General features: G+C 72.6%; 26 protein-coding genes. 20 read left to right on the top strand and 6 right to left on the bottom strand.

Annotated elements, in window-relative coordinates; all coding sequences use genetic code 11:
• Positions 1 to 4: 4 nt before the first annotated feature.
• Positions 5 to 1,270, bottom strand: coding sequence for an alanine racemase (locus tag ABTY59_RS01095; protein WP_352016800.1), 1,266 nt, complete (start codon positions 1,268 to 1,270; stop codon positions 5 to 7).
• Between the two features lie 122 nt (positions 1,271 to 1,392).
• Between ABTY59_RS01095 and ABTY59_RS01090 the strand changes: the two genes are divergently transcribed.
• The 3 genes from ABTY59_RS01090 to ABTY59_RS01080 are packed head-to-tail and all read left to right on the top strand — an operon-like array spanning position 1,393 to position 3,655.
• Entirely contained in the window at positions 1,393 to 2,478 is a 1,086-nt protein-coding gene (locus tag ABTY59_RS01090; protein WP_352016799.1) for a sugar kinase, read from the top strand.
• Positions 2,475 to 3,248: an IclR family transcriptional regulator gene (locus tag ABTY59_RS01085; protein ID WP_352016798.1), complete on the top strand. Its 774-nt coding sequence runs from the start codon at positions 2,475 to 2,477 to the stop codon at positions 3,246 to 3,248. Before ABTY59_RS01090 ends, ABTY59_RS01085 begins: the two co-directional genes overlap by 4 nt.
• A complete protein-coding gene (locus ABTY59_RS01080) occupies positions 3,245 to 3,655 on the top strand; it encodes a RidA family protein (RefSeq protein ID WP_352016797.1) in 411 nt (136 codons plus the stop codon). The genes ABTY59_RS01085 and ABTY59_RS01080 overlap by 4 nt, the downstream gene beginning before the upstream one ends.
• 52 nt (positions 3,656 to 3,707) lie before the next feature.
• On the opposite strand, the gene ABTY59_RS01075 is transcribed toward ABTY59_RS01080, so the two are convergent.
• Positions 3,708 to 5,060, bottom strand: a complete 1,353-nt coding sequence (locus tag ABTY59_RS01075) for a M14 family metallopeptidase (RefSeq protein ID WP_352016796.1) — start codon at positions 5,058 to 5,060, stop codon at positions 3,708 to 3,710.
• Positions 5,061 to 5,249: 189 nt separating this feature from the next.
• On the opposite strand from ABTY59_RS01075, the gene ABTY59_RS01070 reads away from it, so the two are divergent.
• On the top strand, positions 5,250 to 6,599 hold the full coding sequence (locus tag ABTY59_RS01070; RefSeq protein WP_352016795.1) for a serine/threonine-protein kinase: 1,350 nt from the start codon (positions 5,250 to 5,252) through the stop codon (positions 6,597 to 6,599).
• A gap of 61 nt (positions 6,600 to 6,660) precedes the next feature.
• Here the strand turns inward: ABTY59_RS01070 and ABTY59_RS01065 are convergent, their stop codons facing one another.
• Positions 6,661 to 8,382, bottom strand: a complete 1,722-nt coding sequence (locus tag ABTY59_RS01065) for a chitinase (protein WP_502995320.1) — start codon at positions 8,380 to 8,382, stop codon at positions 6,661 to 6,663.
• A 354-nt stretch (positions 8,383 to 8,736) separates the two neighbouring features.
• On the opposite strand from ABTY59_RS01065, the gene ABTY59_RS01060 reads away from it, so the two are divergent.
• From ABTY59_RS01060 to ABTY59_RS01005, 12 genes are all read left to right on the top strand, one after another.
• Positions 8,737 to 9,630 (top strand): hypothetical protein, encoded by an 894-nt coding sequence (locus ABTY59_RS01060; RefSeq protein WP_352016793.1) that lies wholly within the window; start codon positions 8,737 to 8,739, stop codon positions 9,628 to 9,630.
• A gap of 73 nt (positions 9,631 to 9,703) precedes the next feature.
• The gene (cpaB, locus tag ABTY59_RS01055) at positions 9,704 to 10,423 is read left to right on the top strand and encodes a Flp pilus assembly protein CpaB (protein ID WP_352016792.1); all 720 of its coding nucleotides are present in this window, start codon (positions 9,704 to 9,706) and stop codon (positions 10,421 to 10,423) included.
• 7 nt (positions 10,424 to 10,430) lie between these two features.
• Entirely contained in the window at positions 10,431 to 11,687 is a 1,257-nt protein-coding gene (locus tag ABTY59_RS01050; protein ID WP_352016791.1) for a CpaE/TadZ family protein, read from the top strand.
• 3 nt (positions 11,688 to 11,690) lie between these two features.
• On the top strand, positions 11,691 to 12,062 hold the full coding sequence (locus ABTY59_RS01045; protein ID WP_352016790.1) for a TadE/TadG family type IV pilus assembly protein: 372 nt from the start codon (positions 11,691 to 11,693) through the stop codon (positions 12,060 to 12,062).
• Positions 12,059 to 12,487: a TadE/TadG family type IV pilus assembly protein gene (locus ABTY59_RS01040; RefSeq protein WP_352016789.1), complete on the top strand. Its 429-nt coding sequence runs from the start codon at positions 12,059 to 12,061 to the stop codon at positions 12,485 to 12,487. The genes ABTY59_RS01045 and ABTY59_RS01040 overlap by 4 nt, the downstream gene beginning before the upstream one ends.
• Positions 12,484 to 13,827, top strand: a complete 1,344-nt coding sequence (locus ABTY59_RS01035) for a TadA family conjugal transfer-associated ATPase (RefSeq protein ID WP_352016788.1) — start codon at positions 12,484 to 12,486, stop codon at positions 13,825 to 13,827. The genes ABTY59_RS01040 and ABTY59_RS01035 overlap by 4 nt, the downstream gene beginning before the upstream one ends.
• Positions 13,828 to 13,841: 14 nt before the next feature.
• Complete coding sequence (locus ABTY59_RS01030) at positions 13,842 to 14,789, top strand: type II secretion system F family protein (RefSeq protein WP_352016787.1); 948 nt, start codon at positions 13,842 to 13,844, stop codon at positions 14,787 to 14,789.
• 11 nt (positions 14,790 to 14,800) lie between these two features.
• On the top strand, positions 14,801 to 15,688 hold the full coding sequence (locus ABTY59_RS01025) for a DUF5936 domain-containing protein (RefSeq protein ID WP_352016786.1): 888 nt from the start codon (positions 14,801 to 14,803) through the stop codon (positions 15,686 to 15,688).
• 207 nt (positions 15,689 to 15,895) lie between these two features.
• A complete protein-coding gene (locus ABTY59_RS01020) occupies positions 15,896 to 16,102 on the top strand; it encodes a Flp family type IVb pilin (protein WP_352017295.1) in 207 nt (68 codons plus the stop codon).
• The gene (locus ABTY59_RS01015; RefSeq protein ID WP_352017294.1) at positions 16,099 to 16,779 is read left to right on the top strand and encodes a pilus assembly protein TadG-related protein; all 681 of its coding nucleotides are present in this window, start codon (positions 16,099 to 16,101) and stop codon (positions 16,777 to 16,779) included. Before ABTY59_RS01020 ends, ABTY59_RS01015 begins: the two co-directional genes overlap by 4 nt.
• 14 nt (positions 16,780 to 16,793) lie before the next feature.
• A complete protein-coding gene (locus ABTY59_RS01010) occupies positions 16,794 to 17,366 on the top strand; it encodes a hypothetical protein (RefSeq protein ID WP_352016785.1) in 573 nt (190 codons plus the stop codon).
• A 9-nt stretch (positions 17,367 to 17,375) separates the two neighbouring features.
• Positions 17,376 to 17,984 carry an OmpA family protein gene (locus ABTY59_RS01005; protein WP_352016784.1) on the top strand — a complete coding sequence of 203 codons (609 nt, stop codon included), beginning with the start codon at positions 17,376 to 17,378 and terminating at the stop codon, positions 17,982 to 17,984.
• 16 nt (positions 17,985 to 18,000) lie between these two features.
• Here ABTY59_RS01005 and ABTY59_RS01000 read toward each other — a convergent pair whose 3' ends face one another.
• Positions 18,001 to 18,921, bottom strand: coding sequence for a hypothetical protein (locus ABTY59_RS01000; protein ID WP_352016783.1), 921 nt, complete (start codon positions 18,919 to 18,921; stop codon positions 18,001 to 18,003).
• A 122-nt stretch (positions 18,922 to 19,043) separates the two neighbouring features.
• On the opposite strand from ABTY59_RS01000, the gene ABTY59_RS00995 reads away from it, so the two are divergent.
• A complete protein-coding gene (locus tag ABTY59_RS00995) occupies positions 19,044 to 19,418 on the top strand; it encodes a hypothetical protein (protein ID WP_352016782.1) in 375 nt (124 codons plus the stop codon).
• 30 nt (positions 19,419 to 19,448) lie between these two features.
• Complete coding sequence (locus ABTY59_RS00990) at positions 19,449 to 20,564, top strand: putative hexosyltransferase (RefSeq protein ID WP_352016781.1); 1,116 nt, start codon at positions 19,449 to 19,451, stop codon at positions 20,562 to 20,564.
• Here the strand turns inward: ABTY59_RS00990 and ABTY59_RS00985 are convergent.
• Positions 20,536 to 20,907 (bottom strand): DUF192 domain-containing protein, encoded by a 372-nt coding sequence (locus tag ABTY59_RS00985; protein ID WP_352016780.1) that lies wholly within the window; start codon positions 20,905 to 20,907, stop codon positions 20,536 to 20,538. The two genes, ABTY59_RS00990 and ABTY59_RS00985, sit on opposite strands and share 29 nt — an antisense overlap.
• A gap of 40 nt (positions 20,908 to 20,947) precedes the next feature.
• Here ABTY59_RS00985 and ABTY59_RS00980 point away from each other — a divergent pair, with 40 nt between their 5' ends.
• On the top strand, positions 20,948 to 21,685 hold the full coding sequence (locus tag ABTY59_RS00980; protein ID WP_352016779.1) for a prepilin peptidase: 738 nt from the start codon (positions 20,948 to 20,950) through the stop codon (positions 21,683 to 21,685).
• Between the two features lie 335 nt (positions 21,686 to 22,020).
• On the opposite strand, the gene mgrA is transcribed toward ABTY59_RS00980, so the two are convergent.
• Positions 22,021 to 23,058, bottom strand: coding sequence for an L-glyceraldehyde 3-phosphate reductase (gene mgrA, locus ABTY59_RS00975; protein ID WP_352016778.1), 1,038 nt, complete (start codon positions 23,056 to 23,058; stop codon positions 22,021 to 22,023).
• Positions 23,059 to 23,168: 110 nt separating this feature from the next.
• Here mgrA and ABTY59_RS00970 point away from each other — a divergent pair, with 110 nt between their 5' ends.
• Positions 23,169 to 23,930 carry an isoprenyl transferase gene (locus ABTY59_RS00970; RefSeq protein ID WP_352016777.1) on the top strand — a complete coding sequence of 254 codons (762 nt, stop codon included), beginning with the start codon at positions 23,169 to 23,171 and terminating at the stop codon, positions 23,928 to 23,930.
• Positions 23,931 to 24,111: the final 181 nt, after the last annotated feature.

Genomic DNA, 24,111 nt, shown 5'->3' with positions numbered 1-24,111 from the left:
CCGGTCAGAAGAACGTGCGGATGTGGTCGACCACCGTGCCGTCCGCCTCGACGACCGGGATCAGCTGCCACTTGTCGAAGATCGTGCAGGGGTGGGAGAGGCCCATGCCCACCCAGTCGCCGACCTCCACGTCCGCGCCCGGCGCGGTGGCGAGCCAGGCGTGCTGGTCGGAGAGTCCCGTGACGGTGATGCCCTCGGCGGGGCGGATCTCACCCGTGCGGGCGTCACGGACCACCTGGGCCTCGGGGAGGTGCAGGTCGTGGGCGGCGTCCCGCTTGCCCGCGTTGGTGAAGGCCTGCTCGTCGGTGGGCCGGGAGACGACCTGCGACCAGAGCCGGAACGCGGGCTGGAGCGCGCCCTCCTCCGGGATCCGGTTGAAGGGGGTGCGGTTGCGGTACTGGCCGTCGTCGTGGGAGACGTACGCGCCGGAACGCAGCAGCTTCAGGACCGGGAGGGAGAGCCCGGGGATCTGCGCGAAGACCTCGGCGACCGTGTCGAACCACTCGCTGCCGCCCGCGCTCACGACGATCTCGCCGACGGCCGGGTCGAAGCGGCCGGCCTTGTCGAAGTCGGCGGCGAGCCCCACGAGGCGGTGCAGCCACTCCCGTACCCGCTCGGCGTCCGCCCCGGGCATCGTGCCCTCGTATCCGGCGACGCCGACCAGCCGCAGGGTGGGGGCGGCGGCGACCGCGTCGGCGACCGCGGCGCAGTCCGCCTCGGTCCGCGCGCCCGTCCGGCCGGTCGCGCCGGCGGCCAGTTCGACGACGACGTCGACGGGGCGGCGAGCGCCGTGCGCGCGCAGGGCCTCGTCCATCAGCTCGACGCCGCGCACGGAGTCGACGTAGCAGACGAGGCGGAAGTCCGGGTCGGCGTCGAGCTCGTCGGCGAGCCAGCGCAGGGCGACGGCGTCGACCAGTTCGTTCGCCAGGAAGATCCGGGAGACGCCGTGGGCGCGGTAGACGCGGGCCTGGTGGGGGACGGCGGCGGTGATGCCCCAGGCGCCGTGCTCCAGCTGCCGGTCGAAGAGCTGGGGGGCCATGGAGGTCTTGCCGTGCGGGGCGAACGCGAGGCCGTGGCGCTCGGCGTAGGTCTCCAGGAGGCGGAGGTTGTGCTCGACGGACTCGGCGGAGAGGGCCAGGACCGGGGTGGTGTAGCCGCCGGTGAAGAGGTTGCGCCGCTGGGCGGAGAGTTCGCCGACGGTCAGGCCCTCGGCGTCCGGGGGCAGGGCCTTGAAGCGGTGGTCGACGCGCTCGTTCGCCAGGTCGGGCATGAGGCCTCCTCATCGTGGGCGTTGCGCAAGGTGCAACGCTCATTGCGCATGGTGCTGATGGCTGTCTAACATCCGGGCCAAGGCCGGGTCAATGGACCCGTACGAGTCTGAGGAGCCCGGGAGTGAGCGGACCCGCGCGCGTGCCGGCGGCCCCGGGCACGGCCCCGGACGTCGTCTGTCTGGGTGAGTCCATGGTGACCTTCCTGCCCTCCCGGCCCGGACGCCTCGCCCATGTTCCCTCCTTCACCCGCGCGATCGGCGGCGCCGAGTCCAACGTGGCCTGCGCGCTGGCCGCCGCCGGGCACCGGGTGCGGTGGGTCGGGCGCGTCGGGCGCGACGGCTTCGGCGAGCACCTCGTCGACACGATCGCGGCCCACGGGGTCGACGTCGGCGCGGTCGGCCGCGACCCGCACCGGCCGACCGGCGTCTACTTCCGCACGGACGAGGACCGGGCCACCGACGCGCACGAGGTCGTCTACTACCGGGCCGGGTCCGCCGCCTCCGCGATGTCGCCCGCGACCGTGCCGTACGCCTCCGTCGCCGGCGCGCGGATCCTGCACGTCACCGGGATCACCGCCGCGCTCTCGGCGGACTGCCTGGCCCTGCTGCGCGAGCTCACCGCGCCCCGCCCCGGCCGGCCGCTGGTGTCGTTCGACGTGAACCACCGGGCGGGGCTCTGGCGCGAAGGCGGCGCCCCCGAGGTCCTCCTCGAACTCGCGCGGCGGGCGGACGTCGTCTTCGTGGGCGCCGACGAGGCGGAGCGGTTGTGGGGGGTGGCGGATCCGGAGCCGATCCGCGCGGTACTGCCGGAGCCGTCGGTGCTGGTGGTGAAGCGGGGCGGGGAGGGCGCGGTGGCCTTCGAGCGCGCCGCGCCGCCCTCCGGTTCGGACGACGTCGACGCCGACCCGCGCGCCGACGTCGTCACCCGCGTCCCCGCCCCCCGCGTCGCCCTCGTCTCGCCCGTCGGCGCCGGTGACGCGTTCGTCGCCGGGTTCCTGTCGGCGACCCTCCGGGGGCTCGGCACGGGCGCTCGGCTGAGGCACGGGCACCTCGCCGCCGCCGCCGCGCTCACCGTTCCCGGGGACTTCGCCGCGCCGCCCCGCCGCGAGCACGCCGACCGTCTCGTCGCGCTCGACGACGCCGCCTGGGGCACACTTCACCTCGGCCCCGGCTGGACGGGGGACGACCAGGAGGTACGTACGCCATGAGCCAGACCGTCGACCGGGCGCTCAGCATCCTGCCGCTGCTCGCCCAGGGGCCCGCCGACCTCGGGCAGGTCGCCGAGCGGCTCGGCGTGCACAAGTCCACGGCGCTGCGGCTGCTGCGCACGCTGCACGAGCACGGGCTCGTGCACCGCCAGCAGGACCAGCGCTACCGCCTCGGCGCGCGTCTCTTCGCGCTCGCGCAGGAGGCCGTCGAGAACCTCGACGTCCGCGAGATCGCCCACCCGTACCTCACCGCCCTCAACGAGCGGATCGGGCACACGATCCACCTGGCGGTGTACGAGGAGGGCGAGGTCGTCTACATCGACAAGGTGGAGAGCCGCTACCCGGTCCGCATGTACTCGCGCATCGGCAAGCCCGTCGCGATCACCGTCGCCGCGGTCGCCAAGCTGCTCCTCGCCGATCTGCCCGAGCAGGAGCGGCGCGCCGTCGCCGCCCGGCTCGACTACCCCCCGTACACGCCCCGCTCGACGCCGAACGCCGCCGCCTTCCTCAAGGAGCTGGCGACCGTGCGCGAGCAGGGCTGGGCCACCGACCTCGGTGGCCACGAGGAGTCCATCAACTGCGTCGGCGCCCCGATCCGGGGCGCCGACGGGCGCGTCGTCGCCGCCATGTCGGTCTCGGCGCCCAACGTCGTCGTCACCGCCGAGGAACTCCTCACCCTCCTCCCGCAGGTGCGCGACACCGCGGACGCCATCAGCCGCGAGTACTCCGGCGCCGCCCCGACGAAGGAATCAGAGGAACCGACCGCATGACCGAGAAGACCGCCCTCACCCCCGCCACCCACACCGCCCCGCCCGCGAGGTTCTCGCACGGCGTGCGCAAGGGGAACATCCTCCAGGTCGCCGGCCAGGTCGGCTTCCTGCCCGCCGTCGAGGGCCGGGCCCCGACGGTCGCGGGCCCGACCCTGCGCGAGCAGACCCTGCAGACCTTCGCCAACGTCAAGGCGATCCTGGAGGAGGGCGGCGCGAGCTGGGACGACGTGATGATGATGCGCGTCTACCTCACGGACGTGGACCACTTCGCGGAGATGAACGAGATCTACGACCGGTACTTCGAGGAGCAGGACCTCAAGGCCCCCGCCTCCGCCCGCACGACGGTCTACGTCGGACTGCCGGCCGGCCTCCTCGTCGAGATCGACGCGCTCGCCGTCCTCGGCTGAGCGCGGACGAAGGGGGTGCCCCCGCCGGGGCACCCCCTTCACCCACGGGCCGTCAGGCCGCGCAGTACTGCGCCTGCTTGCCGATCGAGCGGTACATGCAGTCCGCGTTCTCCAGGAGCTGGAGGACGGCGTCGCGGTTGCGGCTCGTCTCGCGCTCGATGACCTCGTCGGGCGGGTAGAAGCCCCCGCCGCCGTTCGACGGGTACATCTCGAAGGTGTACGCGAAGATCTTCTGCGTGCCCCACAGGTAGTCGTCGATCGAGCCGTCCGTGATGTACAGGTCGCTGGACTGCTCCGGCGTGTAGTTGTTGCTCGCCGCCATCGACCGGCCGATGGTCGCGAAGGCGTCGCGGTCGTCCTGGGTCATGCCGGTGGTGGTGTTGGCCGTGGTCCAGCCGAAGGGCCAGAGGACCAGCTCGCTGTACGTGTGGAAGTCGATGGCCGCGGTGATCTGCTGCTTGCCGCCGACCACCCGGGAGCGGACGAAGTCGGCGACGACCTTCACCTCGGGGGCGGACTCGGGGGCCGCGCCCCGGTAGGTCTCGGAGCTCTTGGTGCCGGAGGAGCCGCCGCAGCAGCCCCACTTGTAGTTCCAGTTCCGGTTGAGGTCCGTGCCGATGTAGGAGGAGCCGGAGTTGGGCTGCCGGTTCTTGCGCCAGCTGCGGTAGGAGCCGCTCGCGATGTCGTACTCGCCGCCGTCCGGGTTGAGGTCGGGGACGATCCAGATCTCCCGGTTGTCCACCATGCCGGTGATGCGGGAGTCCGTGCCGTAGCCCGCGCCGAACTCGCGGAGCAGGTAGAGCGCCATCTCGACGGTGAGGTGCTCGCGGGCGTGCTGGTGGTGGGTGAAGAGGACCTCGGGCTCGTTCTCGTCGGTGGCGACGTTGTCGCTGATCTTGATGGCGACGATGTCCCGGCCCTGGTACGTCTTGCCGATGACCCGCTTGCTCATGATCGAGGGGTACGCGGCGATGCGCTGGTCGATCTCCGAGGTCATCTCCGCGTAGTTGTGGTACTTCGCGTCGGCGGAGGGGAAGTCGAGCGGGCCGGCCGTCTTGTCGGCCTCGGTGCGGCGGTCCGGCGGGGCCGGGAGGGCGACCGGCCGGTAGCCGAGGGCCTTGAGGCGGGCGAGCTGCCCGGTGTTGGCGCTGACGACGACCGAGCGGGCGTCGACCTCGTCGATCGAGACGCCGGTGGCGGTCAGCGCGGAGCGCTCGGCGGGGGTGGACGGTCCGGCGATCTCGTACTGCCGGATCACCTCCTCCGCGCCGGACGCGAGGCGGGCGGCGGTCGGCGCCGGGTCGGCCCCGGCGGGCGTACTGAGGGCGGAGAGGGGCGCCGCGAGGGCGAGCGCCACGAGGGCCGCGAGGGTGGCGGCCCTTCTGCCGCGGAGGGGACGTCGCATGCTGTCTCCTGGGTGGGGAGTGTGGGGGAGTGCGACCAGGTCGTGCGGGTGTCCGGGTGTGACGGTCCGGCACATGCCGGTGTGCGGGCGCGTGAGGGCGCGGTGCGTGCCGCGTCCGGGCGTCCGGGCCACATGGTCCGGCTATGTCATGGACGGGTCAAGGCATGCAGTTCGGCCATACTGTCCCGCGTGGGGACCCTCATCGGTAAGTACGTCATCGAGCACAAGCTAGGCGAAGGCGGCATGGGCACCGTCTATCTCGCCCGATCGCGCGGCGGGCGCGCCGTCGCCGTCAAGGTCGCACGGCCGGAACTCGCCTCCGACCCGTCCTTCCGCGCCCGCTTCCGCGCCGAGGTCGCCGCGGCCCGGCAGGTCGGCGGATTCCACACCGCGCAGGTCGTCGACGCCGACCCCGAGGCGGAGGCCCCCTGGCTCGCCACCGCCTACATCCCGGGCCCCACCCTGTCCGCGCTCGTCACCGCCCAGGGCCCCATGGACGAGGCGCGGCTGCGCTCCCTCGGGGCCGCGCTCGCCGAGGCCCTGGAGGCCATCCACGCCTGCGGGCTCGTCCACCGCGACCTCAAGCCCGGCAACATCGTCATGGCGGCCGACGGGCCGCGCGTCCTGGACTTCGGGATCGCCCGCGCCCTGGAGTCGACCCGGCTCACCGCCACCGGCAGCGCCTTCGGCACCCCCGGCTACCTCGCCCCCGAACAGGCCCTCGGCGAGGAGGTGACCGGAGCCGCCGACGTGTTCGCGCTCGGCGCCGTCCTCGTTGCCGCGGCCGGCGGACGGCCCTTCGGGGACGGGACGCCGATGGGGCTCATGTACCGGTCGGTGCACGAGGCGCCCGACCTCGGCGCCGTACCGGAGGCGCTGCGCGGGCTCGTGGGGCGCTGCCTCGCGAAGGACCCCGCCGAACGGCCGACGCCCGACGCCCTCATGGACGAGCTGGCGCCGGGGCCGGCGGGACCGGTGGCGCAGGCCCCGGCGGTGGTCCCGGACCCCCGGCTCGCGGCGGGGCCCGCCGACGCGGCGCCCCCGGCCGCCCCGATGCCCCCGGGCCCCTCGGCCCCGTCGACGCCCCCGTCCTCCTCGACCCCCTCCGGGCCCGTCGACGCCGTGCCCCCGCCGTGGCCGGACGGCGTCCGGGACGCCGTGCCCGGTGCCGCACCCGGATCCCTCCCGGCGCCCGAGCCCGCCCCCGTACCGCATCCCGCGTACCGCTACGTTCCCCCGCCGCCCCTGGTCCCGCCGCAGCCCGCGCCGCGGTTCACCGCCGCCGACCGGAACTCCGGCGTCGACGTCGACGGCACCGGCGTGTTCCTGAACTTCTTCGGCGAGGAGGCCGACTTCCTCTGGAGCGAGATCGGGGCCGTACGGTACGAGCGCGTGCGGCGCGACCGGGTGCTGCGCGTCTCCGTCACCCTCTACGACGGCTCGGTCTACGACTGCGAGGTCGACGGCCGCAGGGCCGCCCGGGTCGACGACTGGATCCGGCTGCTCGACCCGGTGCTGCGCCACTACCTGCCCGCGTGAGGAGACGACGCAGCGCCGCCGGGGGAGCGGCGGCGCTGCGCGGGCCCACGGGCCGGGTCCGCTACGGCAGGTTGTGCACGTGCGGGCCCACCGCGTTCGACCAGGCGTTGCCGGCCGTCGCGTCCCAGTTGGTCGACCAGGTCATGGCGCCGCGCAGCGACGGCCAGGTCTGGGCCGGCTTGAAGGTGCCGCAGCCGGTGCCCCTGGTCAGGCAGTCGAGCGCGTTCTTCACGATCTGCGGGTCGACGTAGCCGCTGCCCGCGCCCCGCGTGGAGGCCGGGACGCCCAGGCCGACCTGGGACGGGGCGAGTCCGCCCTGGAGCTGGATGCAGGCGAGCGCGGTGAGGAAGTCCACCGAGCCCTGGCTGTAGACCTTGCCGTCGCAGCCGAGCATCGAACCGCTGTTGTAGTACTGGGTGTTGATGACCGTGAGGATGTCCTTCACGGCCAGCGCGGTCTTGAAGTACTCCGAGCTCGTGTTCTGCATGTCGATGGTCTGCGGCGCCATCGTCAGGACCATCGAGGAGCCCGCCTTGGCGGAGAGCTGGCGCAGCGCCTTGGTGAGGTACGTGGCGTTGACGCCGTGCTCCAGGTCGATGTCGACGCCGTTGAAGCCGTACTCCTGCATCAGGGCGTACGCGCTGTCGGCGAAGGCGGTCGCGGTGGCGTCACTGTTGATCGTGACGTTGCCCTTCTCGCCGCCGACCGAGAGGATCACGGACTTGCCGGCCGCCTTCTTGGCCGCGACGTCCGCCTTGAAGTCGGCGACCGAGGCGTAGCCGACGGCGGGGTCGAGGTTGAAGGTGATCTGACCGGGCGTGGCCGTCGAGTCGGCGAACGAGACCGCGATGATGTCGTACGCGGCCTGGACGTCCCGCAGCTTCTGCTTCGCGGCCCCGTTGTCGAAGTTCTGCCAGTAGCCGGTGACGGCGTGCTTGGGCACGGCCGGGCCGGGGCCCGGGTCGGTGGCCTTGGAGGTGCGGGCCGACACGGCGGCGGACTTCGCGGACTCGCCGGCGGAGTTCGTCGCGGAGACCTGGAACTGGTACGCGGTGTCGGCGGTGAGCCCGGTGACGGTGGCCGACGTGCCGGTCACCGTCTGCGGGTTGGCACCGTCCCGGTACACCTTGTAGGCCGTGGCGCCGTTGACCGCGCCCCAGCTCAGTGCGACGGAGCTGCTGGTGACCGTGCCGGCGGAGAGGCCGGCCGGGGTGGACGGGACGACCGGGTCGGGGTCCTGGCCGCCGCCCCCGTCGGGCCCGAAGACGCTCACGTCGTCGACGAGGTAGGGGGAGGTGCCGTACCAGCCGTGGGTGTAGATCTCGACCGAGGTGGTGCTCGCCCCGGTGGTGAAGGTGGTGGTGAGCTGCTTCCAGGAGGGGCTGTCGGGCGTCCAGGTGGAGACCGTGCCGGTGCCGGTCCCGGTGTTGTTGGCGCCGAGGTAGGCGTAGCCGCCCTGGGCCCAGGCGCTCAGGGTGTACGTCGAGTTGGGCTTCACGGCCACGGTCTGCACGCACTTGGCGTTGTCGAGCCCGGCGGGGGTGGCCCGGAGCGCGCCGGTGCCGGTGCGGACCGGCGAGGAGACGGCGGCGCCGCTCCCGGCGGAGCAGGACCAGTTGGCGAGGCCGTTCTCGAATCCGGCGTTCTTGGCGACGTTGACGTCCGCCGCCTGCGCGGTGCCGGCTCCGCCGACGAGGACGAGCCCGGATCCGACGGCGAGCGCGAGGGCTCCGGAGAGCCGGCGCCGTCCGCGCGGGCGGGTGGTGGTGCGGTCCACGTGCATCCTCCGGTGGGGGAGTTGGGGATGTGGAGGTGCCGTACGTCGTCGTACGGAGGGGAGGTGCGGGTACGGGGGGTACCGGCGGTGGCCACCGCTGTCGCAACAAGTTGGTCCAGACCAATCGCGTTGTCAATACCTCCGGCACGGAACGGAGTTCGGCCGGGGCGGCGGGACGGATGCCGGCGGCCGAGGTCAGGGCGCAAATTAGTGGGGGCAGCTTGGCGGATTGTCTGTTCACCACCCCGGGGGACGTGGATAAGGTGCAGAGACGGCGGCACCCTGCGGTGACGCCGCGAACGCGGTAAGTGATCCGCGGCCCCCGGGGCACCGGAGGCCGGAGGGGACGGGGGGTCCGACGTGCCGACAGCGATCGCCGTCACCAGCGCCGACCTGGTGCTGCCCCCGACCGACCCCCGCACCCCGCAGGCGGCCGTGCTCCCGCCCCCCGAGACCCGCCCGCTCGACGCCTCCCTCGCGGACATGCAACAGCTCCTCGCCCGGTACGGACACGTGGTCGTCGTCTGCCCCACCGCCGCGCCCCCCGCGGTCGAGCACCGGCTGCGCGCCGTCCGCGCCCTCCTGGAGAGCGACCGGATCGCCCTCGTCAGGACCGATCTGCCACCGCTCGGCGCCGCCGTCCTCGTCCGCCAGCTGCGCCAGCTCGCCGGCTGCGACTTCAGCCCCGGAGTCCTCGCCTCCGCCGCCCGGCTGCTCGCCCACTACATCTACGCCGGCGCCGTCCTCGGCTCCGTCTCCCGCCTCGACCGCGTCCCCGTCAGCCTCGGCTCGCACCTCAAGGGCTGGCTCCCCGGCGCCCACTTCGCCGTCCTCGCCGGACCCACCCCGCAGCTCGTGCGGCTCGGCTCCGGCTCCGGCGGGGAGACCCTCGCCGGACCCGAGTTCGGCACCGAACTGCTCCTCGCCCGCGGTCAGCTGCAGACCGACTGGCCCACCACCGCCCTCGTCCCCGCCTGGCGGATCCCCGGGCCCGTCCACGAGACCCCCCTGCCCGCGTCCTCGCCCGGCTGGTGGGGCACGGGCAAACTCGTCGAGTTCGCCGCGTACCTCCCGGACCTCCCCGTCCTCCACCAGCTCGTCTCCTCCGTACGGCGGGAGATCTGCCACTGGTGCGGGATGGAGCTCATCGGCGACCGCTGCGGCTTCTGCGCCGCCCCCCTGCGCCCGCCGGCCGAGCGGGGGGCGCGCGCCCTCGCCCCCGGCGCCGGTACCGCCCGCGCCGCGCTGCCGTGAGCGGTCCCGTACGCCTCCGCCGAGGTCCCCGTCCCCGCCACCGCCCCACGTCTCCGATCGAGGAAGTACGGTCATGAACTCCCGCCAGCGCCGCGGCGTGATCCTGCTGCTGCTCTCCGTCCTGTGCGCCCTCGGCGCCTTCGCCGGCGTGCTCGCCGTCATCAGCGACGTGAACGCGAAGGTCGGACCGGAGACCACGGCGTACCGGCTCAAGGACGACGTGGAGCCCTACAAGCCGCTGAAGGCCGACCAGTTCGAGAAGATCTCCATGCCCGAGCGCTGGCTCTCCGCGACCGCCGTCACCGACCTCCGCCGGATCGAGGGCAAGATCGCCGTCACCCGCCTCAAGGCCGGCTCCCTCCTCCAGAGCGACATGATCGTCGACCGGCCCCAGCTCAAGCCGGGCGAGCAGGAGATCGCGATCATGGTCGACGCCGCCACCGGCGTCGCCGGGAAGATCAACACCGGTTCCACCGTCAACATCTACGCCACCTTCGCCGGCGAGAAGAAGGGCGACCCCGACCAGTCCCGGATGATCGTCGCCGGCGCCCGCGTCCTCGACGTCGGCCAGCTCACCCCCGTCTCCGCCCGCTCCGACCGCGCCGACCGGGCCACCTCCACCGTCCCCATCACCTTCGCGCTCTCCACCCTCGACACCCAGCGCGTCGCGTACGCCGAGTCCTTCGCCGAGCACGTACGCCTCGCCCTCGTCGCCCCCTCCGCGGACGGCTCCCCGGCCGGCACCCCCGTCGACAAGGGCGACCGCACCTACACGCTCGACAAGGACAAGTGAGGCCGGTATGACCACCAGGATCCTGCCGGCCGTCGGCGACCCCGACGCGGCCCGGTCCGTCAGCACGCTGCTCAGCCAGCTCCCCGACGCCGAACCCGCCCAGCCGGTCACCGACTCCACCCAGCTCGTCGACACCCTCGCCCGCCTCGCCGCCGCCTCCCTCGACGAACTCCCCGAGGTCGTCCTCGTCCACGAGCGGATCGGGCCCGTCCCCGCGCTCGAACTCGTCCGCGAGGTCGCCCTCCGCTTCCCCGCCGTCGGCGTCGTCCTCATCACCGCCGACGCCAGCCCCGTCCTCTTCTCCGCCGCCATGGACTCCGGCGCCCGGGGCCTCGTCACCCTCCCCCTCGGCTACGAGGAACTCGCCAGCCGCGTCCAGGCCGCCGCCCAGTGGTCCCTGGGCGTCCGCCGCCACCTCGGCGCCGGCGCCGAACGGATCACCGGACCCGGCGGCACCGTCGTCACCGTCAGCGGCGCCAAGGGCGGCGTCGGCGCCACCGTCACCGCCGTCCACCTCGCCCTCGCCGCCCGCGCCTCCGGACGCAGCGTCGCCCTCGTCGACATGGACCTCCAGAGCGGCGACATCGCCTCGTACCTCGACGTCCAGTTCCGCCGCTCCGTCGCCGACCTCGCGACCATCGCCGACATCTCGCCCCGCGTCCTCCAGGACGCCGTCTTCGTCCACGAGACCGGCCTCTCGCTGCTCCTCGCGCCCGCGGAGGGCGAGCGCGGCGAGGAGGTCACCGACCGCGCCGCCCGCCAGATCGTCAGCGCCCTGCGCGGCCGGCACGAGGTCGTCGTCCTCGACTGCGGCTCACGGCTCGACAGCGCGAACGCCGCCGCCATCGAGATGGCCGACACCGCGCTCCTCGTCACCACTCCGGACGTCATCGCCGTCCGGGCCGCCAAACGGACGGTACGGATGTGGGAACGGCTCCAGGTCCGCAAGGCCGAGGAGACCGTCACCCTCGTCAACCGCCACCACCGCTCCACCGAGATCCAGCCGCCCCTCGTCCAGAAGATCACCGGCACCCGCGTCGCGGGCGTCACCGTCCCCGCCCACTTCAAGGAACTCCAGGCCGTCGTCGACGCCGGCCGCCTCCACGAACTCGACGCCAAGTCGACCGTCAAGCAGGCCCTCTGGACACTCGCCGCCGAACTGGGCCTGGTCGGCCCGCCCGCCGCCGAGACCCCCGGCAGGGAACTGGCCCGCGCCGGCGACCGCGGCTCGCTCGGCCTCCGCCGCCGCACCGGAGGACGCTGAACGATGCGGGCGGCACACCGGGACGACGACAGGGGACAGGTGGCGGTGGAGTTCCTCGGCATGGTGCCGCTGATCCTGCTCACCCTGGCGCTGCTCTGGCAGATCGTCCTGGTCGGCTACACGTACACCCTGGCGGGGAACGCGGCGGACGAGGCGGCCCGCGCCGGGGCCGTCGGCGACGACTGCGGCGAGGCGGCGAGGCGGCACCTCGACGGGGCCTGGCTGGACGGGGCCGAGGTGGACTGCCCGACGGGCGACGGAATGGTGACCGCCGTGGTCAGCCTCCAGGTGCCGGCCCTCGTCCCGGGCGTGGGAGGCCTCTTCCGGGTGGACGGCAAGGCGGCCGCCGTGGACGAAAGGGGCACCACGCCATGAGCGGAGAGCAGCGGGAACGGGGGCGGGACCGCGACCGGGGGCGCGACCGGAACCGCGGGCGCGACCGGGGGCAGGCCGCGATCGAGTACCTCGGGTTCCTCCCGATCCTGCTCGTCGTCGGACTCGCCGGCCTCCAGCTGGGCGTCGCCGCGTACGCGGCCCAGCAGGCGGGCACGGCGGCGCGGGCGGCGGCACGGGCGGCGAGCAGCGACGCGGAGGACGCGCCCGACCCCGTCGCGGCCGGCTTCGCGGCCGCCGCCTGGGCCACCGACGTGAGCGTCGACCCGTCCGCGGACGAGGCCGTCGCCACCGTGACCGTACGCATCCCCTCGGTCGTCCCCTTCTGGAGCTTCGACCCCGTGCGGAAGACCGCCACCATGCCGATGTCCGAGTCGTCCGAGTCGTCCGAGGGGGACCTGCCATGAGCCTGCGCGCCCGGATCAACACCCCCGAGGAGAGCGGCGCCGCGGCCGCCAGGGAGGACGGCCACCTCGTCGCCGCCTTCCGGGCCAAGCTCCTGGAGGAGATCGACCTCACCGAGATGTCGGCGCTCGCGGCGGCCGAGCGCCGGGCCCGTCTGGAGCGGGTCCTCGGCCACATCATCAGCCGCGAGGGCCCCGTCCTCTCCACCGCCGAACGGGCCCAGCTGATCCGCCGGGTCGTCGACGAGGCGCTGGGACTCGGCGTCCTCGAACCGCTCCTCGAAGACGCCTCCATCACGGAGATCATGGTCAACGGCCCCGACCAGATCTTCATCGAGCGCGGCGGCCGCGTGGAACTCCTCCCGCTCCGCTTCGCCTCGCACGAACAGCTGATGCAGACCATCGAGCGGATCGTCTCCACCGTCAACCGGCGGGTCGACGAGTCGAACCCGATGGTCGACGCCCGGCTCCCCTCCGGCGAGCGCGTCAACGTCATCATCCCGCCGCTCAGCCTCACCGGGGCCACCCTCACCATCCGCCGCTTCCCCCGGGCGTACACGCTCCACGAGATGATCGGGCTCGGCTCGCTCGACGAGCAGATGCTGCTCCTGCTCTCCGGCCTCGTGCAGGCCAAGTTCAACCTGATCGTCTCGGGCGCCACCGGCACCGGGAAGACGACCCTCCTCAACGCCCTGTCCGGGCTCGTCCCGGACGGCGAGCGGATCATCACCATCGAGGACTCGGCGGAACTCCAGCTCCAGCAGTCCCACGTCATCCGCCTGGAGGCCCGCCCGCCGAACATCGAGGGCCGGGGAGCCATCTCCATCCGGGACCTCGTCCGCAACTCCCTGCGCATGCGCCCCGACCGCATCATCGTCGGAGAGGTACGCGGCGGCGAGACCCTCGACATGCTCCAGGCCATGTCCACCGGCCACGACGGCTCGCTCGCCACCGTCCACGCGAACTCCGCCGAGGACGCCCTCATGCGGCTCCAGACCCTGGCGTCGATGTCCGAGGTGAAAGTGCCGTTCGAGGCGCTCCGCGACCAGATCAACAGCGCGGTCGACGTCCTCGTGCAGCTGACCAGGCACCCCGACGGCACCCGCCGCATCACCGAGATCTCCGTCCTCGCCTCGCACGGCCGGGAACGCTTCCTGCTCGCCACCGTCTGCCGCTTCCAGGCCGAACCGGTCGCGGCCGACGGACGGGTGTACGGCCGGTTCACGTACCACCCCCTGCCCCGGCGGGTCGCCGAACGCCTGTACCTGGCGGGCCAGCCCATCCCGCAGGCCTTCGGCGTGGCGGCGACGGACGCCCTGCTGGCGACCCGAGAGGCCGAGTGATGACAGTCGCCGCGATGACCATCGACCCCTTCTGGCTCACCACCGGGGTGGCACTGCTCGCCTGCGTCCTCGGAGTCGTCGGCGTCCAGCTGTACGCGAGCGGGGCGCGCCGCCACGCGGCCCTCGTCGCCCGTCTCGACGAGAGCGGCGCACCGGAGGCGGCGACCGGCCGCCGCAGGAGGCGCTTCCGGGGCGTCGACCGGCGCGTCCGGAAGACCGCGCTCGGCCGGAAGCTGGAACTGCGGATCGCGGCGACGGGCCTCGACGTCACGCCGGGCGAGTTCACGATGGCGCTGGCGGCGACGGTGACGGTCCTCTGGATCGTGGGGCAGGCCGCGCTGTCCCCCTTCTTCGGCCCGATCTGCGGGCTGCTCGGGATCTGGGTGGCCATGGGCTACCTCAACTGGCAGCGGCAGAAGCGGATCGAGCGGTTCATCAACCAGCTCCCCGAACTGTCCCGGATCCTGGCCAACGCCACACAGGCCGGACTCGCCCTGCGCATGGCCCTCGGCCTGGCCGCCGACGAGATGGAGGCGCCGGCCGGGGACGAACTGGAGAAGGTGGCGCAGCAGCTGGCCGTCGGCACCTCGCTGGACGACGCCCTGGGAGAGCTCGCCGAGCGCCTGCCCTCCCGCGAACTCGTCGTCCTCGTCACCACCCTCGTCCTCGCGAACCGGGCCGGCGGCACCGTCGTGTCCTCCCTGCGGAACCTCACGGAGACCCTGGAGGAGCGCAAGGAGACCCGGCGCGAGGTCCGCACCCAGCTGTCCCAGGTGAGCATGACCGCGTACTCCGTCCCGGTGATCGGCGTCGGCTCGCTGCTGCTCATCGACAACATGCAGCCGGGGGCGCTCGACCGGATGACCGGATCGGGCCTCGGACAGCTCGCCGTGGTCGTGGCGTTCGCGTTGTACGTCGTCGGCTTCGCCGTCATCCGCCGCTTCTCGAAGATCGACGTGTAGGGAGCGCCGCCGTGGACCTTCTCCTCGCCCTCCTCGCGGGCCTCGCCGTCGCGGGCTTCGCCTACGGGCTGCGGCTCTACCGGGCCGACGCGAAACTCCCCGACGACCTCAGGCTCGCGCTGGAGGTCGGCGCCACGCGCACGGGAGCCGTCGACTCGGCCGTCGACCGCCTGGGGATGCGGTGGTCACCGGCGGTGCTGCGGCTCATGGGCCCCAAGCGGGTGAACGCGGTCCGCCGCCGCATCGACCTCGCGGGGAACCCCGGTGGCCTGACGATCGACCGGTACGGGGCGAGGCGGGCGGTCTACGGCTTCCTGGGCGGGCTCGGCGGCCTGGTGATGATCGGCAAGGGCTCGTACGTGACGGCGCTGCTGCTCCTGGCGTTCGGCGCGTTCTGGACGGAGGTCGGGATCTGGTCGGCGGTCCGCATCCGCAAGGACCAGATCGAACGGACCCTGCCGGACTTCCTGGACGTCCTGGCGGTCGTGGTCAGCGCGGGCCTGGGCTTCCGGCAGGCGCTGGAACGGGTGGCGGAGAAGTACGAGGGCCCGTGGTCCGACGAACTCCGCATCACGCTCCGCCAGATGGACATGGGCGTGAGCCGTCGCCAGGCCTTCGACGAACTGCGCAGGCGGAACGACTCGGAGCAGGTGGCGCAGTTCGTGACGGCGCTGCAGCAGGGAGAGGAACTGGGCGCGCCCATCGTCGACACCCTCATACAGATCGCCAACGACATGCGGCGCACGGACGCGCAGAACGCACGACGGAAGGCGGCGAAGGCGGTGCCGAAGGCGACGATGGTGATCACGACGCTGATGGTCCCGGCGACGATGATCCTGCTGGGCGCGGGACTGTTCCTGGGCACGGGGACGGACTTCGGGTCGGTGACGGGGGAGTGAGGACCGGCGCGGTGCGGTGACATATTCCGGGGAAAGGTCTTCGCGGGCGCAACCCGATGTGCCAGAGTGCGGACAGAGTGTGAGGGGGGTGGGCGCCGATGGACCGGATGCTTCATCGGTCCCACCCGCCGACCGGGCCCTGCCCGCCGACCCGCCCGTCGGCGTACGGTGCCCAAGCGCAGGCGTCCGAACGCGGAGGGGACCACGATGAACGACGCGATGCTCAAGGCCCTGACGAGGGCCAAGCTGACGGTGACCGGCCGACTGCTGCGGGGGGACCGCGGGCAGACGGCGGTGGAGTATCTGGGGATCATCGTGGTGGTGGTGGCGATCGTTATCGCGATCACGGGTACGGATATCGGGACCACGATCATGACCGCGATCAAGAACAAGGTCGCGGAGCTGGCCGGATAGCCGTCGCCTGCGGCAGAGGCGGGGATAGGGGGCAGGCGTTTCCTGTCTACGTCGCGGTGATCGCCGGGTTGCTGTTCCTTGCATTCGTCTACTTCGTGGTGGGACAGGCTGCGTCAACTCGCAATGGCGCACAGACCGCCGCTGACGCAGCCGCGTTGGCCGCGGCGCAGGATGCGAGGGAGCAACTGCGAACGGGTTGGCTCGGGGTGATTGCAGATCCCCAGCAATGGGATGACTTTCTGCAGGGGAGGGATTATGACTCCCTCTCTGCATGTCGTTCGGCGGCTGTCTTTGCCGCCAGGAACGATGCGGAAGTCGTGGACGATGGCTGTGGGCAACTTGACTCGGGGCGTGAGGGCTTCAGCGTCCGAGTGCGTACGACGCGAAGCGTCGGGCGGTCGATCATCCCCGGAACGGAGGCACAGCACGCTACGGCGTCCGCCAATGCCTTGATCGAGCCGAAGTGCACCTTCACGGAACCGGAGGAGTCTGAACCGGAGGAGTCTCAGAGCCCGGATCCCGACCCCACGTCACCTGCTGAGGAGCCGGACGAGCAGGACGAGCCGATTCTCGGACTCACTTGTGATGGCGAACCTTGGATCATCGACCCCCGCGACCCGAAACTGCCGAGTGCTGCGGATCTGTTCACTGTCCGACTGGCCGGCGACGACGAGTAAAGGAAGCGCCCTTCATGGATGTTCGGTACGCACGAAAGGGGCTGGCCTCCCTGGCGATTGCTTCAATGGCTCTGCTCACGGTCGGCTGCACGGCCGAGGAGGAGCCGAAGGCGGACAAGCCTGCATCCACGGCGTCGGCTACACGCGGGAACGTGAGTGCGCCGGCGGCAGAGCCTGCAGAGGAGCCGGTGGAGACACTGGCGGTCACCAAGGGGCAAGACGGCTTCGAGCTGACCATCAATACGGCGGAGCGTGACTCCGGCGGGTTCCTGACGCTCAAGGGCACTCTGAAGAACACGTCCGACAAGGGACGTGCTGTTCCCGACAACGTGAGGGGGGACGAAACGGAGGTGCTGAAGCACGGCACGTCCCTCGGAGGAGCGACGCTCGTCGACGGCGTAGGGAAGAAGCGCTACTACGTTCTGCGTGACACGGATGGGCGGCCGTTGACCACAACGGGTCTGGGCATCGTCTCGGCTGGAAAGGCTGTCGACGTCTTCATGCAATTCCCCGCACCCCCCGCCAACACCACCGAAGTCTCCCTCCAGCTCCCCACCTTCGAACCCGCCACCCTCAAGCTCTCCTGAGGCGACGTCATGACGATGATCACTCACCGCCGCCTCGCCGCTCTCGTGCTCACGGCCGTCGTGCTCCTGCCCGTGCCCGTCGCTCACGCCGACGATCCGCCCGGGTCCGCCGGGAGTGCCTCGCCCGCGCCCGTCATCGATCCGGAGTCCCCGGGGCTGATGCTCCCCGACGGCGCCACCCTCGCCCCCGCCAAGGTGCTCGACATCAAGCAGATCGTCGAGGAGGAGGGCGGGCAGCAGCGGCGGCAGGACACCAACGTGGACGTGACGTTCGCCTTGCAGGCCGAGGTGCTGTTCCCGAAGAACAGCGCCACGCTCACCCCCGCCGCCTCCGCCCGCATCGCCGCGATCGCCGCCGAGGTCGAGAAGATGGGCTCCGGGCGGGTCCGGGTCTTCGGGTTCACCGACGATCTCGGGACGTACGAGCACGGGCTCAAGCTGTCGAAGCAGCGGGCCGTCGCCGTGCAGCAGGTGCTGGCCCGCGCCCTCGACCCCGGCACGGCGTTCGACGTCCGCGGCTACAGCGAGGACTACCCGATCGCCGACAACCGCACCGAGGAGGGGCGGAAGAAGAACCGGCGCGTCGAGATCTCCTTCCCCCGGACCTCCGCCCCCTAGGGCCTGTCTGACCGCCCTAGAGCTCCAGCGCCGCCCGGATCGTGGCCGTCATGCGGTCCGGGCGGTGGAAGACCTCCCTGGCGGTGAAGCGCAGCACCCGGCGGACCTCCGGGCAGGACTGGAGCGCGTTGAAGCGGGCCACGTCCCGTTCGTGGGCGCGGCGGGTGCCGTGGAAGGCGTAGCCCTCGACCTCGACCGCCAGGCCCGCCGTGCGGAAGAGGAAGTCCGGGCGCAGGGGCCGGCCGTCCGCCGTGTGGAGGACCGGCTGGCATTCGGGGACGAGGCCCGCGTCACCCATCCGGAGCCGGGCCACCGTCTCCGCCGGGGACCCCGACGCCGGTTCCGCCAGGGGCAGCCAGGTGCGGGCGCGGGCCGCGCCGCGGCGGGGTGCGGCGAGTTCGGCGACCAGCTCCTCGTACCGGACGAGGGCCTCCCGGCGCACGCCTTCGACCGCTCGCCGTCCAAGGGCGGAGTCCGCGACGACCACCGCCTGCTCCCGGGTCGCGGAGGCCCGTATCAGGTCGCCGACCGTCCGCGCCGGGGTCGTCGTCCGCAGCCCTCTCCGGAGCGCCCGGTCCCGGTCGGTGAGGAAGGCGGTCGTGTGGATCCGGATGCCGTCGCCTCGGGCCGGGCCGGCCGGACGCGGCGCCGTGAAGTGGAGGCGCTCCGGCGTGGACTGCCCGTCCAGCACGTCGATGCGGTGCAGTCGCGCCGCCGTCGTGTGGCTGCACACCAGCTCGGGGCGCAGGAACTGGAGGGCGGTCGCCCGCAGCCGCCAGTCCACCTCTCTGCCGGGCGCCGCCCAGGCGCCCCGGCAGATCCGCTGCCAGCCGTCGCGGCGCAGCCGTCCGGCCAGCCGGCCCGGCGGCCAGCCCGCCGCGACCGCCCAGACCGTCAGGAGGACCCCGCCCCTGGCGAGGATCGCCAACTCGTACATACGCGCAACGATCCACGGAAGGGGGACACTTCGCACCCCCTGTGGAAAACCCGGCGAAAGACGTCGCCAGGAAAGCGTAAATACGGCGAGACGTATGTCCCTGGCAGGAGCATTCTGGACAGATGACGGCGAGCCCGAACGTCGCTTCCGGCGTGCAGTTGGTCAGTGATCTCGTCACCCGCATCCCCGAGTTCCGGGGCGTGTACGAGACCCATGTCTTCCATCAGGGCGGTGTCCTGCCGCACGTCTTCTTCTGGGACGTCGTGCAGGACACCGTCCGCTCCTTCCTCGGCGAGGCTCCCGGCGCCGCCGACTGGCGCAGCACGCTCGCCTTCCTGGAGGAGCAGAGCGCGCGCGGGGTCCTCGGCATCGACGAGGTCATCGTCACCTCCTTCCTGGGGGACCTGCCCTCGCCGCAGGAGCCGGGGCACGGCATCGTCGAGCAGCTGGGTCCCGTGATGGCCGCGAAGTTCGTCCGGATAAGGCCCCTCGGCTGAGTCGATCGGGCCGCCGGGATAATCGGACGCATGTCCCCGTCCCTCTCCCTGCCCGGCCGGCCCGATCGCGCCACCCTCGCCGCCCTCGGCGGCTACGCCGCCACCCGCCTCGTCGGTCTCGTCGTCCTGGCCGTGGCCGCCGCGGCGTCCGGTGAGGACGGGCTGCACCGGCTCAAGGGGCGCTGGGACTCCGTCTGGTACGTCCGGGTCGCGGAGCACGGGTACGGCTACCAGGTCACCCTGCCGAACGGCGACGTCCACTCCGACCTCGCCTTCTTCCCGCTGTTCCCGGCTCTGGAGCGCGGTCTGTCGGCCGTTCTCCCGGTCGACGCCGGCACCGCCGGACTCCTCGTCTCCTGGACCGCCGGGCTCGCCGCCGCCTGGGGGATCCACCGGTGCGGCGCCCAGGTCGCCGGTCCACGCGCGGGCGTGCTCCTCGCCGTCCTCTGGGGCGTGTACCCCACGGCGTTCGTCCAGTCGATGGCGTACACCGAGACGCTGTTCACGGCCCTCGCCGCCTGGTCGCTGTACGCGGTGCTGCGCGGGCGCTGGATCCTGGCGGGTGTCCTGTGCGCGGCCGCCGGGCTGACCCGTCCGACGGCCGCCGCGCTGATCGCCGCGCTGGGCGTCACGGCCCTCGTCACGCTCGTACGGGAACGGCGGCTGCCCGCGCGGACGGTGGCCGGTGTGCTGATCGCGCCGCTGGGCTGGCTCGCGTACATCGCCTACGTCGGGGTCCGTGAGGGGAGCCCCACCGCCTACTTCGACGTGCAGGCGGCCTGGGGCAACTCCATCGACGGCGGTGTCGCCCTGGCCCGGTTCATCGCGGGCCTGCCGTGGCCGGCCGCCCTCGGCCTGTGCGCGGCGGTCGGGCTGCTGGGGTGGCTGGTCGCGCTGTGCGTGCGTCAGCGGCAGCCGCTGCCGCTGCTCGTGTACACGATCGGCGTGGTGTTCGTCTCGCTCGTCGGCGCGGCGTACTTCGGTTCCCGGCCGCGGCTGATGATGCCGGCGTTCGGGCTGCTGCTGCCGCCCGCCGTGGCCCTCGCGCGGGTGCGGCGCCGCACCGCCGTGCCCGTCCTCGCCGGGCTGGCGCTGGCCTCCGGTGCGTACGGGGCGTTCACCCTGCTGGGTTCGGGGCCCCCGTGAGGTCCACGCGCACGCGTACCCCCCGTTCCAGACCCCATCCCGCCATGGCGCCCGCCTCCGCCTCCAGCACGTGCCGGCCGAGCGGCCGGATCATGCCGAGCCGTCCCGGACGCATCGTCACCACGGACCGGACCGTGAGCGACCCGTCCAGGTAGGCCACGTCGATCGGGAACCGCATGCCGAAGGTGTGCACGCTGTTCGTCCGGACGATGAGCAGCGCCCCCGGGAGTCCGTCCCGGCCGAGGAGCCCCCGCCGGCGGGCCCGGTACGAGGCGGCCACCTCCAGTGGGACCTCCAGGCCGGCCACCGCCAGCGTCCCCGTCCCGTCCACCCATTTCCCCATGCGGCAGACCGTAGCGCCAGGGACGCCTAGGGTCTCGTCCGTGTACGTCACGCTGATCGCCGTCGCCGCCCTGTGGGGGGCCGCCGTCGGGCTGCTCGTGCCCCGGGCCGCGTACCGGCTCGCCGTGGAGCCGGAGGAGCCGTGGCGGGACCGCTGTCCCGCCGGGCACGTCCTCGCCGGGCCGGCGCGCGGCTGGCTCGGCGGTCCGGGGCGGCGGGCCTGCGCGACCACCGCGAGTCCGCTGCTCGCCCCGTCGCTCACCGGGCTCGCCTGCGCGGTGCTCGCCGCCGCGACCGGCCTGCCCCGGCCGGAGCTCGTGGTCTGGCTGCTCGTCGTGCCGTTCGCGGTCCTCCTCGCCGGGGTGGACGCGCGCGTGCACCGGCTTCCGGACGGCGTGACCCTGCCGCTCGCGGCCGGGGTGCCGCTGCTGCTCGGCGCGGCCGCTCTCCTTCCGTACGCGGCGGGCTCCTGGGTCCACGCGCTGCTGGGCGGGCTCGTCCTCGGAGGGGCCTATCTGGTGCTGCACGCGGTCAACCCGGGCGGGCTCGGCTTCGGCGACGTGAAGCTGGCGGTCCCGCTGGGCGCCGCGCTCGGCTGGTACGGCTGGGGCGTGCTGTTCGCGGGGGCCTTCGCGGGCTTCCTGCTCGGCGCGGTGTACGGCCTCGGTCTCGTCCTGCTCGGGCGGGCGGGCCGTTCCTCGGCGATCCCGTTCGGCCCCTTCATGCTCGGGGGAGGGCTGCTCGGCCTTCTCCTCGGCGCGTTCACCGCCCCGGCCTGAGGACCCTGCCCGCCTCGGGGCCCGTGCGGTGCCGGACCGGCCGCCGACTTGCCGGAAGGGCGGCCCGCGGGGCCGCTTCCGTCAACGCCGCGCCCCGGCCGGCCGGTCCCTCTTCGGAGGGACGGATCCCCGCCGCCACGCCGGGGCGCAAACCCGCCACGGGGCCCCGGATCCCTTGTGCCGCTTGGGATCCGGCGAATCCGAGCGGGTTCGTTCGGCGCACGTGGCGCGCAACACGACTATCGAAGGGTTATGGTGGAAACCCCCCCTCGGGCCGGTCCGTATCCCCCCCACGGACCGGCCCGTTTTTCTTGTCCCGCTTCCCTCCGGGACCGTCAGCCCCGGCCGGCCCAGATGTTCGTGCCGGCGGTGTCGACCGCGAACGAGTCGATCTCCTTGAGCTCCTCGTCGGTGAGCGGGGGGCCCGCGACGGCGGCCACGTTCTCCTCCAGCTGGGCGACGCTGGAGGCGCCGATCAGCGCCGAGGTCATCCGCTCGTCCCGCAGCACCCAGGCCAGCGCCAGCTGGGCGAGGGACTGCCCGCGCCGCTCGGCGATGTCCGCGAGGCCGCGCAGCCGGCGCAGCACCTCGTCGGAGAGCAGGTTCGGGTCGAGGGACTTGCCCTGGGTGGCCCGCGAGCCCTCCGGGATGCCCTTCAGGTACTTGTTGGTGAGCAGTCCCTGCGCGAGCGGGACGAAGGAGATGCAGCCCATGCCGGCCGCCTCCAGGGTGTCCAGGAGGGCGTCCTCCTCGGTCCACCGGTTGATCATGGAGTACGAGGGCTGGTGGATGAGCGGGCGGACGCCCATCTCGGTGAGGATCCGGGCGGCCTCGGCGGTCTGCTCGCTGTTGTACGAGGAGACGCCGACGTACAGCGCCTTGCCCTGCTGGACGGCGGAGGCCAGGGCCCCCATCGTCTCCTCCAGCGGGGTGTGCGGGTCGAAGCGGTGCGAGTAGAAGATGTCGACGTAGTCGAGGCCCATCCGCTTCAGGGAGGCGTCGAGCGAGGACATCAGGTACTTGCGGGAGCCCCACTCGCCGTAGGGGCCGGGGTGCATCTCGTAGCCGGCCTTGGTGGAGATGATCAGCTCGTCGCGGTAGGGCGCGAAGTCCTGGGCGAAGAGCTTGCCGAAGTTCAGCTCGGCGGAGCCGGGCGGCGGCCCGTAGTTGTTCGCCAGGTCGAAGTGGGTGACGCCGAGGTCGAAGGCGCGGCGCAGGATCGCGCGCTGGGTGTCGAGGGCCTTGTCGTCGCCGAAGTTGTGCCAGAGGCCGAGCGAGACCGCCGGGAGCTTGAGGCCGCTGCGGCCGGTGCGGCGGTACTCCATGGTCTCGTAACGGTCCGCGGAAGCGCGGTACAGGGGGGAATCAGTCACGTATCTCTGCTTATCACGGACTTGTGACAGTCCTGGGCTGGGAGCCCGTCGCCCGTGCGCAGTAGTGTGGCGGCTTCGGGGGCCGACACTGCATGGAGGGGTAAAGAACAGTGAACCTGCGCGACCTGGTGTACGGGCTCTACGCACGCCGGGTGGAAGGCCGCCTCGACCACACCCAGGTGCCCAAGCACATCGGGGTCATCCTCGACGGGAACCGTCGCTGGGCGAAGGCGTCCGGCGGGACCCCCGAGCAGGGACACAAGGCCGGTGCGGACAAGATCCAGGAGCTGCTCGGCTGGTGTGCCGAGACGGACGTCGAGGTCGTCACGCTCTGGATGCTCTCCACGGACAACCTGAACCGCCCCGAGGAGCAGCTCGTCCCGCTGCTCGGCATCATCGAGAACGCGGTGCGTTCGCTGGCCGCCGACGGCCGCTGGCGGGTCCACCACGTGGGCACGATGGACCTGCTGCCGGCGCGGACCCAGACGGTGCTGAAGGAGGCCGAGCAGGCCACCCAGGGCAACACGGGGATACTCGTGAACGTCGCGGTGGGCTACGGGGGCCGGCAGGAGATCGCGGACGCGGTCCGCTCGCTGCTCCTTGAGCACGCGGAGCGGGGGACGAGCTTCGAGGAGCTCGCCGAGATCGTGGACGTCGAGCACATCTCGGAGCACCTGTACACGCGCGGTCAGCCCGATCCGGACCTGGTGATCAGGACCAGCGGCGAGCAGCGCCTCTCCGGGTTCATGCTGTGGCAGAGCGCGCACTCGGAGTACTACTTCTGCGAGGTCCACTGGCCGGCCTTCCGGAAGGTCGACTTCCTGCGGGCGCTGCGGGACTACGCGGCCCGGCACCGGCGCTACGGCTCCTGATCGCCTTCGGAACACCCTCCGGACATTCCCGGTCGGAAACGATCACCTCGTGTTCATGAACACGTCGTCATATGCCATGGCATGGCAGACGGTGTTCGAGGGCATATCCCTGGTGAAGTGAGCGGCACGGAGACCGCCACCCGGGAGGCCCCTTGCACCAGGACGACCGTGCGGGACACGT

It is taken from the genome of Streptomyces sp. NPDC096079 (genome assembly GCF_040303145.1).
Classification (GTDB): Bacteria; Actinomycetota; Actinomycetes; order Streptomycetales; family Streptomycetaceae; genus Streptomyces.
The sequence above is the reverse complement of the archived record's forward strand: the minus strand, read 5'-3'. Positions and strand labels throughout refer to the sequence as shown.